This is a genomic window from Klebsiella sp. JB_Kp031, assembly GCF_040064295.1.
Classification (GTDB): Bacteria; Pseudomonadota; Gammaproteobacteria; order Enterobacterales; family Enterobacteriaceae; genus Klebsiella; species Klebsiella quasipneumoniae.
The window spans coordinates 56,965-72,219 of sequence record NZ_JBEAJW010000020.1 but is presented as its reverse complement, the minus strand read 5'-3'; the positions used below and the strand labels follow the sequence as shown (position 1 = coordinate 72,219).

The following is a 15,255-nucleotide window of genomic DNA, read 5'->3' as shown; positions in this document are numbered from 1 at the left end:
CGTCATAACGACGTTTTTAAAAAAGTCAAAACGGCCCCTGTCTGCCAGGGGCCGTTTCTTAATCACTCACGACAGCGGTAATTAACGCGTAATCGCGTACAGCGTACCGTCTTTCGCCTGGATCAGCAGTCGACCATCGGCCACAACCGGGTCGGTCAGGAAGCCGGAGCTGTCCACTTTCTGCTGCGCCACAAAATGGCCATCTTCCGGGTTCACCCAGTGCATATAGCCTTCGCTATCGCCGACCACCAGATTGCCATTATACAACACCGGCGCGGTCAGCAAACGGTGCAGCAGATCGCTTTGTGTCCACAGGGTCACGCCACCATCGGTAGTCAGCGCCAGCAGGCGGTCATTCTGGTCAACCAGATAGATACGGTTGCCATCGACGATGAAATCATTCACCGAACCCAGCTCGCGTTTCCACATAATCTGGCCGCTACGCAGATCCAGCGCGGTCAGGTTACCGTTGTAAGCCAGCGCATAGACAACGCCGTTGACGATAATCGGCGTGGTGTCGACGTCGCTCAGACGGTCGATTTCCGTCGGCCCGGTGGCCGTGGAAATACGCTGCTGCCAAATCATCTGCCCCTGCTGCATCAATACCGCGCTGACGCGGCCATTGTCGCCGCCCACGATCGCCGCGCCGTAGGCGGTGGCCGGAGCGGATTCGCCGCGCAGGGAGAGCGCAGGCATATCCAGGTTCACCGTCCATTTCACGGCGCCATCGGTCTCATTCAGCGCCTGCAGCTGGCCGTTACTGGTGTGGACCAGCACCATGCCATCGCTCACCACCGGGCGCGACAGCGCTTCGCCGGCGACGCGGGTTTGCCAGGCCACGGTACCATCGCTGGTATTCAGCGCATACAGCTGCGCTTTTTCACTGCCGATATAAACATGGCCGCCCGAGACGGTCACACCGCCGGAAAGCAGCGCCGGGGTACGCGAGAACCAGCCATCTTTCTCCGCCAGATTCACCGACCATACCTCTTTACCGTCGTCGGCGTTCAGCGCTTTGACGGTGCCTTTACGGTCAGCGGCATAAACCACGCCGTCGGCGAAGGCCGGATGAAGGTTAGAGTAAAATTCGCCGATACCATCGCCAACCGAGGTGCTCCAGGACGTGGACGGCGTAAACTGGTTTTCTACCGTCGGCAGCGGTGACATTTTCACCACATCTTCTTCGCTATTAAACAGCGAACACCCGCTCAGCAAGGTAACGGAAAGCAGCCCTGGCAACAGTAATTTACGCAATTGCATCGAGTCCCTCTCAGATGGACAAATTATTCATTTTCATACGCATCATTTCGCTGAGCGCAGGAGAAGCATCGCTTTTCACGCCAGCTTCCCACGCCGCACGGGCCCCTTGCTTATCGCCTTTGCTCAACAGAATTTCGCCGCGCAAATCAGCCACAATAGCGGTCCAGCCTTCACCTTTAATGCTGTCGAGGGTTTTCAGCGCCGCATCAGCCTGCTTCATCTGCAGTTGAACGCGGGCAAGACGCATACTGATAACCGATTTCAGATTATCATCAGACGCGGCAGCCAGCCCCTGCTGAAGCTGCTTTTCGGCGTTCGGCAGATCGTTCTGTTCAACAAAATGCTGTGCCAGCTCGAGAGAAGCGAAGGCGCCGTAGGTATTTTTATTGTCAGCCGCGAACTTCTCCGCCCCTGACAGCACTTCTGGCGTATTTGATTTCAGCGCGGAAGTCGCCTGTTCGTAAGCCAGCGACGCGTCTCTGGCGGTATCCTGCTGATGGGAGGTCCAGTAGCGCCAGCCAACCAGCGCGCCAATCCCTAAAATCACCCCGACCGCCAGCGCTTTGCCGTTTTCGGCAAAGAAGCGCTTCAGCGCATCGACCTGATCGTTCTCGTTGTTAAAAGTTTCCACGCAGTCCTTCTCCTGACTAATAATTCCCGGGAGATTAACCCAGAAGTGTGCGCAAATGCGCGGCAACGCTCTCCTGCGTTACGGTAGTTTGCTCACCTGAGCGTAAATCCTTCACTACCACGTTTCCGTCAGCGATCTCTGACTCACCCAGCACCAGCGCGACGCGTGCGCCCCACTTATCAGCGCGGGCGAACTGCTTCTTAAAGTTGCCGCCGCCGTGGTTGGTCATCAGTTTCACGCCGGGTAGCGCATCGCGAACCTGCTCAGCCAGACGCATGGCGGCGGACTGAGTATCGGTTCCGGAGGCTACCAGGTATATATCGACAACAGGATCGGCTTTAAATTCCGGATTCACTGCCTGGACCAGTAAAACAAGACGTTCCAGCCCCATGGCGAAGCCCACGCCCGGGGTGGCACGACCGCCAAGCTGCTCAACCAGACCGTCGTAACGGCCGCCGGCACAGACGGTGCCCTGGGAACCGAGACTGGTGGTCACCCACTCAAACACGGTGCGGTTATAGTAGTCGAGACCGCGCACCAGGCGCTGGTTGACGGTATAGCGGATCCCGGCATCGTCAAGCAACGCGCACAGGCCGGCAAAGTGGGCTTTCGACTCTTCGTCGAGATAATCGCCGAGCGCCGGCGCGTCGTTCAGCAGCGCCTGCACGTCCGGGTTTTTGGAGTCCAGCACCCGCAGCGGGTTGGTATACATCCGGCGTTTGCTGTCTTCATCAAGCTTATCGGTAAACTGCTCGAGATAAGCCACCAGCGCGTCGCGGTAGTTGGCGCGGGCTTCCAGCGAACCGATGGAGTTCAGCTCAAGGCTAACGTGATCGGAGATGCCCAGCTCACGCCACCAGCGCGCGGTCAGCATGATCAGCTCCGCATCGATGTCCGGCCCCTGCAGGCCAAAAACTTCGGCGCCGATCTGATGGAACTGGCGGTAACGGCCTTTCTGCGGACGCTCGTGGCGGAACATCGGCCCGACGTACCACAGGCGCTGTTCTTGATTGTACAGCAGACCATGTTCGATGCCGGCTCGTACGCAGCCCGCTGTCCCTTCCGGACGCAGCGTCAGGCTGTCGCCGTTGCGGTCCTCAAAGGTGTACATCTCTTTTTCAACCACGTCGGTCACTTCGCCGATCGCGCGTTTGAATAACGGGGTCTGCTCTACAATCGGCAAACGGATTTCGCTGTAACCGTAGCTACCGAGCACCTGCTTCAGTGAGCCTTCAATGCGCTGCCAGAGAGCGGTTTCGCCCGGCAGATAATCGTTCATGCCACGGATGGCTTGAATGTTCTTTGCCACGTTTATTCTCTTTATATATACAAAAATGAACCCCGGCGCCTCGCGCCCGCAGGTTCAATCATACACGGGAAGCGTATCGCTTCCCAACACGTTATTTTGCTTCAAGCTGTTGAACGTCAATCCGACGGGCTTCATCGAGCATCGAGGCTTTGGCGCGGATCCGCGCTTCAAGCTGGTCGATCATGTCGTTGTTGTCCAGGCGATCTTTACGCACGCCGTCTTCATACAGGCCGCTTTTCTTGTTGCCGCCGGTCACCCCGAGGGTGGAAACCAGCGCTTCGCCCGGGCCGTTCACCACGCAGCCGATGATCGAAACATCCATCGGGGTGATGATATCTTCCAGACGTTGCTCCAGGGCGTTCACCGTACCGATAACGTCAAACTCCTGACGCGAACAGGTCGGGCAGGCGATGAAGTTAATACCGCGGGAACGGATACGCAGCGATTTGAGGATATCGAAGCCAACCTTGATCTCCTCCACTGGATCCGCCGCCAGCGAGACGCGCAGCGTATCGCCGATCCCTTCGGACAACAGCAGCCCAAGACCGATCGCCGATTTCACCGCGCCGCTGCGCGCACCGCCCGCTTCGGTGATCCCGAGGTGCAGCGGCTGATCGATCTGTTTCGCCAGCAGGCGATAAGACTCTACCGCCAGGAAGACGTCAGAGGCTTTAACGCTGACTTTAAACTGATCGAAGTTAAGGCGATCGAGATGATCAACGTGGCGCATGGCAGATTCGAGCAGCGCCTGCGGCGTCGGCTCGCCATATTTTTCCTGCAGATCTTTTTCCAGCGAGCCGGCGTTGACGCCAATGCGGATCGGGATGTTTTTATCCCGTGCGCAATCTACGACCATGCGGATGCGCTCTTCGTTGCCGATGTTGCCTGGGTTGATACGCAGGCAGTCGACGCCATATTCTGCGACTTTCAGCGCAATACGGTAGTCAAAGTGGATATCGGCGACCAGCGGGACGTTGACCTGCTGTTTGATCAATTTGAACGCCTCAGCGGCGTCCATCGTCGGAACAGAGACGCGGACAATATCCGCGCCTACGCGCTCTAACGCTTTGATTTGATTTACGGTCGCAGCCACATCAGTGGTGCGCGTATTGGTCATTGACTGAACGGCGATGGGGGCCCCATCGCCAATTGGCACATTACCAACGTAAATACGTTTAGATTTTCTACGTTGAATCGGAGCCTGGTTATGCATGAAAAATCTCCCGCGTTACCCGTCTGTTACTGCGCCGGTGATGATTCGGCATTAAGGGTCAGACGCGCAACCTGGTTAGTTCTGATAAAACGACTTAAATCGACAGGCTTGCCCAGATACTGGATCTCTACCGCAGCCGGGGCGCCAATTTTCAGCTTATACGGCGCCTGACCGCTCAGGTTAAGGTTTCCGCCTTTACGCTGCAGGCCGCTGAACAATTTTTTGCCGGTGGCATCGCTCACTTCCAGCCAGCAGTCGGCGGAAAAGTTCATCACCAGATCCTGCGCCGATGCCGCCGGGTTCGTCACGTTCGCCTGATTGGTCGGCAACGGCGTGGCCGGGGTAGCCGGCGCCGTCGGGGCTGCGCCTGCGGTATCGACATTGGCCTGGGAAGGCGCGACAACGGCGTTATTGTCCGCTGGCGTCTGAGCCGGTGCGCTGGTGGTCGGGGCGCTGGCGGTATCGGTTGGCGCGCTGTTCGCAGCGCTATCGGCGGTCGGGGCTGCCGGGGCGCTGGTATCCAGCGGCACGCTCTGGCTACTGGTGTCGCCGCTGTTCAGCTCAGCGGAAGACTGATCGGCCATGGTGGAGATCTCTTCCTGCTGCGCCTTATGGTCTTGCCACCACCAGGCGCCGCTCAGGCCGATAACCACAAACAGCACCAGCCAGGTGAAGCTCATCAGCCAGCCGTCGCGTTTTTTGCGACGTTTACCTAAAGAGAAGCTCTGCATTGGCGCGACTTTCGCCGCACGGATGGGCGCTTGCTTGGCCATCATCGGCAGCAGCTCGTCTTCTGGAATATGTACGAGGCGAGCATAGGAGCGGATGTAACCGCGCAGGAAGGTGGAAGCGAGGTCGGCAGGCGCCTTATCGTCTTCAATATCACGAACCGTGGACACCTTCAGGCATAAGCGTTCTGCCACCGCTTGCTGGCTAAGTCCGAGTTGTTCGCGGGCGTGACGCAGACGCGCGCCCGTGGTGTTTGCTTCTTGATGATCTTGAGTGGCTTCAGTATTCATTCGCTACAACTACTGGTACGTGAAATTTAAAGTTCAGCGCGGGAAAAAGCCGGCGCCGCGAGACATCTGTGGTACGTCAGCCTCACAGTATAGGACTGTCAGCCGCGCGATCACAGAGACGAATCAAAATTGAATGCTAAGCGGTTGTTGTGCCGCTACATACTGCCTCAAAGTCGACAAAAACGCACCGTAATTATTAACCGAATCAGCGTATTTCGCCTGGCTATAGGTCATAAATATGGCCCGTGCCGCCTGCGCTGCACGGGCCATCATTTGTCAGACCGCTTTTACGTCAATCGCTTCGCCCTGCATCCGCTTACGCAGCGTGCGCTTGGTACGGTCGATAACATCGCCCGCCAGCTGACCGCAGGCGGCGTCGATATCGTCGCCGCGCGTTTTACGCACGATGGTCGTAAAGCCGTACTCCATCAGGACTTTGGAGAAACGGTCGATGCGGCTGTTAGAGCTGCGGCCATACGGCGCGCCCGGGAACGGGTTCCATGGGATCAAGTTGATCTTACACGGCGTATCTTTCAGCAGCGCCGCCAGTTCGTGGGCGTGCTCAGTGCCGTCGTTGACATGATCCAGCATCACGTACTCGATGGTCACCCGGCCCTGGTTGGCGTTGGACTTCGAAATATAGCCGCGCACCGAGTTGAGGAAGGTCTCGATGTTGTACTTTTTGTTGATCGGGACGATTTCGTCACGAATGGTATCGTTCGGCGCGTGCAGGGAGATCGCCAGTGCGACGTCGATCATATCGCCGAGTTTATCCAGCGCCGGCACCACGCCGGAAGTCGACAGGGTGACGCGACGTTTGGAGAGGCCAAAGCCGAAATCGTCGAGCATGATTTCCATCGCCGGAACGACGTTGTTGAGGTTCAGCAGCGGCTCGCCCATGCCCATCATCACCACGTTGGTGATCGGACGTACGCCGGTGGTCTTCACCGCGCCGACGATTTTCGCCGCGCGCCAGACCTGGCCGATAATTTCGGAAACCCGCAGGTTGCGGTTAAAGCCCTGCTGGGCGGTGGAGCAGAATTTACACTCCAGCGCGCAGCCTACCTGGGAGGAGACGCACAGGGTGGCGCGGTCTTCTTCCGGGATATAGACGGTCTCGACGCGCTGATCGCCAACGGCAATCGCCCATTTGATGGTCCCGTCGGTTGAGCGTTGTTCTTCAACTACTTCCGGGGCGCGGATCTCCGCCACTTCTTTCAGTTTACTGCGCAGGACTTTGTTGATGTCAGTCATCTCATCAAAGTCGTCGCAGCAGTAGTGATACATCCATTTCATCACCTGATCGGCGCGGAAAGGCTTCTCGCCCATGTTTTTGAAAAACTCGCGCATCTGCTGACGGTTTAAATCCAGCAGGTTGATTTTGGCATCTTTGTTCGGCACCGTCAGAGCGGCGGTATCAGGCGTGACAATTTGTTCAGACATAATGTTTTCCGGCCTCGTTATTACACGTTATGGCCCCAGGTGGGTTGAAAAAGAAACGCCCCGGAGAGCGACAGCTCGTCCAGGGGCGCTATATTCTACAAATTCTGGCGCATCATTGCCACGTTTGCACAAAGCAATGATAAAAAATCTGTAACTGACTGCTCAATCCTCTAAGGCTTTTCGATTGTCGCAAGGCGGCAAGCAAGTGACAAATTCGTCGGGAACGAATTTGACCAGCCGTAGGCTGGCCTCCGGTGAGAGGCAGGAGCCTCTCATTAATCCCCGGGAGCATAGATAACTATGTGACCGGGGTGAACGCGCGCAGCCAACGCCGCGACGGTCGAAAAGACGACGAGGATTAGCGAGTGCGCGGGCAAACCTCGCCTTCAGCAAAGAAGAACGCGATTTCGCGAGCAGCGGATTCTACAGAGTCGGAACCGTGGGTGCCGTTCTCGGTGAAGCTGTCAGCGTAGTCAGCGCGCAGGGTACCCGCCAGCGCGTTTGCCGGGTTGGTCGCGCCCAGCAGATCACGGTGACGCTGAACCGCGTTTTCGCCTTCCAGGACGGAAACCACGATCGGGCCGGAGGTCATGAACTCAACCAGACCGTCGAAGAACGGGCGACCTTCGTGCTCAGCATAGAAACCACGAGCCTGCTCAACGGTCAGGTGCAGCATTTTGGTGCCGACGATTTTGAACCCTGCAGCTTCAAAGCGGGAAAAGATGCTGCCAATAACGTTTTTTGCCACCGCGTTTGGTTTGATGATGGAAAAAGTACGTTCAATAGCCATGATTACCTCTAATTAAATGTTCTGTTGTTGCACATACGATCGTATGGCCTGGCGCGCATTATAATGAGCATCCCCGCCCCTGCCTACGGATGAAGGTAACATTTTGTTAAAATAAGATGAGTATTGAAAACACAAACCGCCAACAACAAATTTACCCTGGTTATTGCAGGGTGAAACGCGCGGCCGCCGTTTGCCCTGCCTCATCCATCACCACCAGCTGCCACTCGCCGGGCTTATCCAGGGTTAGCGTGGTTCTCGCGCCGGCGGCATCTATCGGCTGGCCGTTGATAAACCACCAGCGCCGCCCTTCCCCGCCGCTGGTTTGCAGGGGCAACATCACCCGCGCCTCGCCCGGCAGACGTTTAATCACCGCCCCCTCGCGGACCCCGGAGAGCACCAGCGGTGCGACATCCTGAGTTTGCAGCGGCGGACATGCCCTTGATGCCGGCCCCAGACGCGTGGCGCGACGCTCACCCGGCGGTAGCCAGGGTTCCAGCGGCAGCGGCCAAACCTCAACCACCGTTTCGCGCGCCCCGGGACAATCCGCCGCCACCCGTTCGCCGTGTTCATTACGCCACACCGGGAAGCGGATCCCGCGCGCGCCCTCCTGCCCCGGCAGCAGCAGGGTCGGCGGCTGGCTGTCTTCCAGCAGCCAGCTGGCCAGGCGACGACGGCAGTTGCTGTCGCCCGCCGGCAGCACCTGGCCGCCGGGCCAGCAGAGCGTCCCGCGGCTGACCGTTGCCGGGCGCGGATCGACCGGCAGGCCGCCGCGGCTCATCGCCGGGCGGGCGAGCAGCAGATTATTGACCTGATTGAGCAACGGCACCGCGCTGGCGAAACCAAACTGCCCCACCACCGGCGTACCGTCCGGACGACCGGTCCAGATACCTATCAGATAACGCGCATTGAGACCCACCGCCCATGCATCGCGATACCCGTAGCTGGTGCCGGTCTTCCAGGCCAGCGGCACCACTTGCGGGAGTGAGGCATCGGGAACCGGTTGCGCTTCGCCGGCCAGGATGCGCCGGACGATCCACGCCGCCCCCGGGGATAGCAGCGCCCTTTCCACCAGCGGGTCTCCGGGCTTCATGCGCAGCCGCGCCGCCTTCCCGTGGCGGGCAAAGGCGCTGTATGCCGCGACGATATCTTCCAGCCTCGCCCCGGCGCCGCCGAGGATCAACGACAGATTTGGCTCGGCGCCGGCGGGCAGCATCAGGGGCAACCCGGCATTGCGCAAATTCGCCGCGAAACGTTTGGGCCCGTAGGCTTCAAGCACCTGGACCGCCGGCAGATTCAGGGAGCGCACCAGCGCCTCGCTGGCGCTCACCGGGCCGTGAAAGCCGCTGTCAAAGTTACCGGGGCGATAATCGCTAAAGCGCCGCGGCACATCCTGCAATAACGACGACGGATGAATCAGCCCCTCATCCATCGCCAGCGCATAAATGAAGGGTTTCAACACCGACCCCGGCGAACGGACCGCCGACGCCATATCAATGTGGCCAAAGCGGCTGTCGTCCGTAATATCCGCCGAACCCACCCAGCCGCGGACTTTCATATCCGTGTGATCGACCACGACCATCGCCAGCGAACTGCGCGGCGGCAGGCGCGATTTCCAGTTCAGCGCCAGATCCTCAAGCTGCCGCTGGAGTCCGGCATCGAGGGTCGTCACCACCTTTTCATCACCACTGCTCGCCAGCGCCCGACGGGCGAAGAGCGGCGCCAGCTGCGGCATCTGGCGCGGAAACAGCCACACCGGCTCCTCCATCGCCTCCTTTACCGCCTGCTCCGGCCAGACGCCCTGACTGACCATACGCGCAAGCACTTTATCGCGCGCCGCCTGGGCCCGCTGCGGCCAGCGGTCCGGACGTAAACGGCTGGGCGCCTGGGGCAGCACCGCCAGCAGCGCCGCCTCGCCGTAGCTAAGCCTGGCAGGCGGCTTCCCGAGATAGGCCCAGCTGGCCGCGCCGATACCCTGCAGGGTGCCGCCAAACGGCGCGCGGTTCAAATAGAGGGTCAGAATGTCGCTTTTTGACAGATGCCACTCCAGCTGCAGCGCACGCCACAGCTGGCGCAGCTTGCCGCCGAAAGTGCGGGGGTGGGGATCGAGCAGGCGCGCCACCTGCATGGTAAGCGTGCTGCCGCCGGAAATGACCCGCCCGGAGGTGAGATCCTGCCAGGCGGCGCGCACTACAGCGAAGGGATTGACCCCCGGATGGCGCCAGAACCAGCGGTCTTCATACTGGATGAGCGCCTGAAGATAACGCGGCGACACGTCGGCGAGAGTGACCGGATAACGCCAGACGCCCTGCGCGTCGGCAAACCGCCACAGCGGCGTCCCGTCCTCCGCCACCACCACGCGGGCGGGCGTAACGTCCCGCAGCGGCAGCGGCCACAGGCGATCGGCCGCCAGCACCGCCAGCCAGAGCAGAAAAATAAACGCCGCCAGCCCGCGCCAGCAGCGTTTTACCCGAGGCAATACGCGCATTTACGGCGTCACGGTGAGCGGGCCGCTGGCCGCTCCGGTCGCCCGCCACTGCGGCACATACATCGATTCCACCTGCGGCTGCGGGACCTGATAAGTGCCCGGCGTCACCGCTCGCGCCAGATAAACCAGCGTCACCGGCTGACCTTCATTGACCGCGACTGCGGCGACGAAGCGGTCATCGCGGAACTCGATATGCTGAATATCCGCCTGCTGCATCTGGTTAAGCAGGTTTTGCACCGCTTCGCCATTCTCCTGCAGGCTGGCGCTGCTGTTGGCCAAATTCTGGTTTTCCAGCTCCAGACCGGCTGGCAACAGATCAACCACCAGCGCGTCAGGCACGTTGCGTCTGGCGGTCACCTCCAGCTTGACGAGTACCAGTTCGCCGCTGCGCAGTGATGACAGCGATTTCTGCCGCCCCTGGGTATCGAGAATAGTTCGTTCAATCCCCAGGACGTTACCGCCCGGCTGCGGCGCGCTTTGCGGATAGCCGCTGCTGTCAAGGCGCAGCCACAGCGGTTGACTGCCGGTGTTGCTCACCTGCAGTGCCGCCAGCCGATCGCCGTCGAGGTTGCGGGTTTGCGCTTTGTCGCCGGTCAGCGGCTCCGCCTGCAGCGAGGTTTGCGCCTGCCAGCTGCCCGGCAGGTCGGCCAGCGTCCGTCCGGCAAGGAACAGGGCGTTGGTTTCCTGGGTCGACAGCCAGCGCTGGCCATAGGCCTCTTCCGACAGCGTGCTCAAAAGCTGATTTTGCACCTCCGGCAGCAGCTTATTCTCTTCCAGCAGCGCCAGCTTCAGGGCGTCATCGCGAAGCGGGCTACCGTAATCGCCCAGCCAGCGATTCTCATCCTGACGCGGGGTGGCAACCGCCAGCTTCAGCGCGGCGTCGCCGCGCGACGCATCGCCCATGGTTTTCAGCGCGATGCCGAGCTGCAACAGCGGCAAGCCGGAACGCGCCTGGTCGTGACGGCTCCAGATTTCACGCAAGGCGCCGAGGGGGGCTTTTTGCTGACGCGCCAGCACCAGCGCGGCATAGGCCTGAGCGGCAAAGCGGCTGGCCTGGGCGTCGTCGCTGTAGCGTACGGTCATCAGCCCCGGCTCCTGCAGGTAGCGCAGCAGGCGTTCATTGCCTTTATTGATAGCGTTGACCGGCACGCTGTAACCCTGCTCGCCGGCGCGAACGAGGAAATCCATGGCGTAAGCGGTCAGCCAGTACTCTTCCGGCCCCTCTTTATCCCATAGCGCAAAGCCGCCGTTTTCCAGCTGCATCTGCAGCAGGCGCGAAATACCGACATCGATTGCCGCGCGGCGTTTTTCGTCGCTATCGCCGCTGATGCCCAGCGCCTTTAGCTGCGCCGCGCTGGTATACAGGGACGGGAACAGGCCGCTGGCGGTCTGCTCAAGGCAGCCGTAAGGATAGGCTTTCAGATCGCGGATATAGCGCGCGAGATTCAGCGGCGGCTTGCCGCTGAGCAGCAGCTGACCCTGCAGCGTCTGCGGGGCGAAACCTGCCGATTGTGCCGCTGGCGCCTGCCAGCTTTCGCCGGGCTGCAGCACGGCGCCGCTGTTGACGGTCTGCGCCGGGAACGCCGGACGAACGCCGATTTTCCACTGTTTCTGCAGCGGGGCGAAGGTTTCCCCCGGCAGGCTCAGGCCGCTGATCGTGGCGTTCACCTGGCCATCGCCGAAGCCCGCCAGCGCGCTCACCGGCACAAAAAGCGTGCTGCGTGCCCCCGGCGCCAGCTGCACCGGCGGCAGTTGACCCTCGGTCAAGGACACCAGCCCGCTGGCGGCAAGATGCACCTGCAGGGTTTGCGGTTTATCGGTCAGGTTGCTGAGATCCAGCGCCAGACGCGTAGTGTCGCCGCTGGCGAGGAAGCGCGGAGTGTTCAGCTCGGCGATGACCGGGGCGGCCACCACCACTTTATCTTCGCTGCTGCCAAAGTCATTCGCCGTCCAGGCCTGAGCCATCACCCGCAGTTCGCCGTTAAAATCACCGATCGGCAGCGTCACCGTCCCTTCGCCCTGATCGTTCAGCACCACCGGCTGCGCTTGTTGGGCGATGATGGTCACATGATTAACCGGCGGTTTACCGCCACGTTTTAACTCGTCGCCATCGCCGCCGAAGCGCAGGCTGGCCACACGTCCCTGTCCTTCAATGACCTGGCCGTAAATATCATAGATATCCGCCCCATAACGTTTCTGGCCAAAGAAGGCGTTCCACGGATCCGGGGTGGCGTAATCGGTAATATTCAGCACCCCGCTATCGACCGCCGAGAGCAGAACGTTCACCTGTTTCGGCGCCTCGCCCTCTTTGACGCTGGCTTTCACTTTCACCGTCAGCGGCTGGTTGGGGCGCATTTTATCCGGGGCCTCCAGCGCCAGCGTCAGGCGACGGTTTTCATCGCCCAGCGGCAGATGCAGCAGGCCCACCGCGCGTTTCGGCGTCGCCGAGCGGGATTTATCGCCAGGACGAACCACCAGCGTGCTGAGGTAGAGGTCGTGACGATTCCAGGCTTTATCCACCGGGATCGACAGGTCCATCCCCTCGGCAGGTACGTCAACCTCCTGCCACCACAGCGGCCCTTCGCTGGATTCCACCATCGCGTAGCCTTTACCCGCCGCCGGGGCAGCAATGTGCAGCCTGATGGTGTCACCCGGCTTATAGCTCGGTTTATCCAGCTTCATGGTGACCCGGTCCGGACGCGCTGCGCCGGTGCCTTCGCTGTTATCCTGCCAGCTGTAGCCCGCCCAGAAGCGCACGCTGCTGACGACATCGTCCGGTCCTTTCACCTCCAGGCGATAGGAGCCCCACTCTACCGGAAAGCTCACTTTACCGATCTGGCCGGCCTGCAAATCCAGCGACTCCTCGCCCTCCTGCAGATCTTTTTGATCGAACTGCGACTGCCAGCCTTCGCTGTCGGACCAGTTCCAGTAATAATCGCGGCGCTCGCGGATCAGCCGTACCTGCAGGCCGGAAACGGCTTTTTTCTCGCCTTTGGCGTCGGCATAGACGATATCAAACGCGGCGTTGCTGTTTTCATCCACCACCGGCTGCTTCACCGTAGTGTCAGTGCGGTAGTCGTAAACGTCCTTCAGGGTAAATTGCGGGCGGATCCCCGGCAGCGCCTCGGCAGGCCAGATCGGCTGCATAACCGTACGGGTGACCGGACGCCCGCCGGACTCCAGCAGGCTCGCCTGCAACACCACCTGCAGCGGCGAATGGCTATCCTGCCACTGGCTTGAGGTCGTCACTTCACCATGGCCGTTTTCATCCAGCGTCAGCTGGACTTCATCAAGGCTGCGGGAGAGATTTTCTTCCGCGATATCGCCGAACTGGAAGCCCGGCAGAGCGGCGACGGCGTCGCGCAGCGGGCGCAGGAACAGTTTGCCCTGCAGCTGGTTGCCGCTGGCCGGCGCGCCGTAGAGATAAGCGCCGCTGACGCCAAAGGCGACATCGGCATTCGGCGCGACAGGCGCCGCCTGCGGCGTCAGCTTCAGCGCCATGCGTTCCGGCATGAAGTCTTCGACGTGGAAATCCCATTCGCGGGGCTGATTGTCGCCGGTGCTGGCGCGAATGTGCCACATGCCGGTGGCCGCGCCGCTGTCGAGCGGATAAGTAAACTGGTACAGGCCGTTAACCGGCTTGCTCATCACCGAGCGGATCACCTGGCCATCCGGCTGGACCACCTCCAGCTTCACCGGCTGTTCCGCCAGCGGCTTGCCGTCGCTATCGCGCAACAGCGCATTGAGGATCACCGTTTCGCCCGGACGATAGAGATCCCGTGGGCCAAACATAAAGAACTGTTTACTGAAGCCAGGCGCGCCGGCAATGGAGAACTCCGCCAGATCCAACGCCGGCAGTTTGAGGTCAAGGAGCGTGGTCTGCCCCTCTTTGCGCGCCAGCAGCAGCGCGGCTTCTTTATCGGTTTGCAGGGTGACGTGGCCCTGGCTATCGCTTTTCGCCTGCGCCAGGGTCTGCCCTTTGGCGTTGAGCAGCTGGACGTCGATACCAGACTGGGCGGCGCCGTTTTCCAGGCTCTGGGTAAAGACGTCCAGCCGGTTATGGTAACGATGCGCCGACACGCCGATGTCGCTAAGGGTAAACAGCGTCGCCGCGTTGCTGTAGCTATAATGACCCGCCGGGTTCATGACCGCCACGTAGACGCCAGGCTGCTGGAGCGGCTTGATGTCGCTCAGCGGCAGCAGCAGCTTTTCGCGGGTATTGCGCGCCGGATTGAGGTCAAAGCGGCCGCTGTATACCAGATCGGCCATCTTCAGCAGCTCGTCGGATTCCCAGTTGCTTAATGAATTGCGGTATTCCCACTGACTGACGAAGGCCGAGAGCGATTCCGGCTTAATGCGGAAGAAGTTCACGTCGACGTTATCGACGTTCAGCGCCATCACCGGCAGCCCGGCGATCACGTTGCCCGGCAGCAGCGAGCCGCGGCTGGCAAACCCAACGCTTGGCGCGATATCACGGGTGGTCAGAGTCTTCTCGAATGGTTTATCGAGCGTCGCCTTGTTCAGGGCGACCAGCGTCGGGTCGACCGAGACAATCAGCTCGCGCTTTGGCTCCAGGTGACGCAGACGCAGCTCTTTGAGGTTCGGCGCCAGCTCCCAGGCGCCATCTACCTTACCGCTCTTCTTATCCACCAGGTGTACGCTGCGGGAGAAATCCTGGTCCGGCTGCAGCGGCACGGAAAAGGTTAGCACCAGGGTCGCGGCGCCATCCAGCTGCACCTCCGAGGCGTCGAGCAGCGTCAGCGCTTTGCCCTGACTTTTTTCCGCCAGCGCCGCCAGCTGGGCGCTGTCCGGTTTTGCCGCCGCGCCAGGGCCGCTATCGGCGGCCGGCGTCGGGGCCGTAGCCTGCGGTGCACCGCTGTCATCACACCCGGTTAATGAAAATGCGGTAAGGAGCGCCAGTGACAGCGCCGCTAAACGAAATGGTTTCATCCTTCTAACCCCTCGGCCGGTGGGCCTGATGCAAATTATCACTTTTTATTATGCGTTAAGGCGGCGCTTCTCAACAGTGATGACGCGGGTTTCTGCCGATTAATCAGAAAAGTGCCGTGACGTCGTCCCCACTCTGGCGTCCTTAACTTGTCAGC

9 protein-coding genes are annotated in these 15,255 nt (G+C 60.5%); all 9 read right to left on the bottom strand.

Annotated elements, in window-relative coordinates:
• Positions 1 to 81 precede the first annotated feature (81 nt).
• Positions 82 to 1,260 carry an outer membrane protein assembly factor BamB gene (gene bamB, locus ABLV64_RS06080; protein ID WP_004201895.1) on the bottom strand — a complete coding sequence of 393 codons (1,179 nt, stop codon included), beginning with the start codon at positions 1,258 to 1,260 and terminating at the stop codon, positions 82 to 84.
• Between the two features lie 10 nt (positions 1,261 to 1,270).
• A complete protein-coding gene (locus ABLV64_RS06075; RefSeq protein ID WP_004201892.1) occupies positions 1,271 to 1,891 on the bottom strand; it encodes a YfgM family protein in 621 nt (206 codons plus the stop codon).
• A gap of 34 nt (positions 1,892 to 1,925) precedes the next feature.
• Positions 1,926 to 3,200 (bottom strand): histidine--tRNA ligase, encoded by a 1,275-nt coding sequence (gene hisS, locus ABLV64_RS06070; RefSeq protein ID WP_004201891.1) that lies wholly within the window; start codon positions 3,198 to 3,200, stop codon positions 1,926 to 1,928.
• 91 nt (positions 3,201 to 3,291) lie between these two features.
• Positions 3,292 to 4,413 carry a flavodoxin-dependent (E)-4-hydroxy-3-methylbut-2-enyl-diphosphate synthase gene (gene ispG / locus ABLV64_RS06065; protein ID WP_004201890.1) on the bottom strand — a complete coding sequence of 374 codons (1,122 nt, stop codon included), beginning with the start codon at positions 4,411 to 4,413 and terminating at the stop codon, positions 3,292 to 3,294.
• 26 nt (positions 4,414 to 4,439) lie between these two features.
• Entirely contained in the window at positions 4,440 to 5,432 is a 993-nt protein-coding gene (gene rodZ, locus ABLV64_RS06060; RefSeq protein WP_048295284.1) for a cytoskeleton protein RodZ, read from the bottom strand.
• 276 nt (positions 5,433 to 5,708) lie between these two features.
• Positions 5,709 to 6,875, bottom strand: a complete 1,167-nt coding sequence (locus tag ABLV64_RS06055) for a bifunctional tRNA (adenosine(37)-C2)-methyltransferase TrmG/ribosomal RNA large subunit methyltransferase RlmN (RefSeq protein WP_002913894.1) — start codon at positions 6,873 to 6,875, stop codon at positions 5,709 to 5,711.
• Between the two features lie 358 nt (positions 6,876 to 7,233).
• Positions 7,234 to 7,665 (bottom strand): nucleoside-diphosphate kinase, encoded by a 432-nt coding sequence (gene ndk / locus ABLV64_RS06050; RefSeq protein ID WP_004144312.1) that lies wholly within the window; start codon positions 7,663 to 7,665, stop codon positions 7,234 to 7,236.
• A gap of 160 nt (positions 7,666 to 7,825) precedes the next feature.
• Entirely contained in the window at positions 7,826 to 10,150 is a 2,325-nt protein-coding gene (pbpC, locus tag ABLV64_RS06045; protein WP_217324741.1) for a peptidoglycan glycosyltransferase PbpC, read from the bottom strand.
• Positions 10,151 to 15,100, bottom strand: a complete 4,950-nt coding sequence (locus ABLV64_RS06040) for an alpha-2-macroglobulin (RefSeq protein ID WP_348843163.1) — start codon at positions 15,098 to 15,100, stop codon at positions 10,151 to 10,153.
• Between the last annotated feature and the right edge of the window lie 155 nt (positions 15,101 to 15,255).

Bases quoted from the DNA above. Each gene is read 5' to 3' on its own strand.
- pbpC (WP_217324741.1), bottom strand. From the start codon at position 10,150: ATGCGCGTATTGCCTCGGGTAAAACGCTGCTGGCGCGGGCTGGCGGCG.
- ispG (WP_004201890.1), bottom strand. From the start codon at position 4,413: ATGCATAACCAGGCTCCGATTCAACGTAGAAAATCTAAACGTATTTAC.
- rodZ (WP_048295284.1), bottom strand. From the start codon at position 5,432: ATGAATACTGAAGCCACTCAAGATCATCAAGAAGCAAACACCACGGGC.
- ndk (WP_004144312.1), bottom strand. From the start codon at position 7,665: ATGGCTATTGAACGTACTTTTTCCATCATCAAACCAAACGCGGTGGCA.
- bamB (WP_004201895.1), bottom strand. From the start codon at position 1,260: ATGCAATTGCGTAAATTACTGTTGCCAGGGCTGCTTTCCGTTACCTTG.
- ABLV64_RS06055 (WP_002913894.1), bottom strand. From the start codon at position 6,875: ATGTCTGAACAAATTGTCACGCCTGATACCGCCGCTCTGACGGTGCCG.
- ABLV64_RS06040 (WP_348843163.1), bottom strand. From the start codon at position 15,100: ATGAAACCATTTCGTTTAGCGGCGCTGTCACTGGCGCTCCTTACCGCA.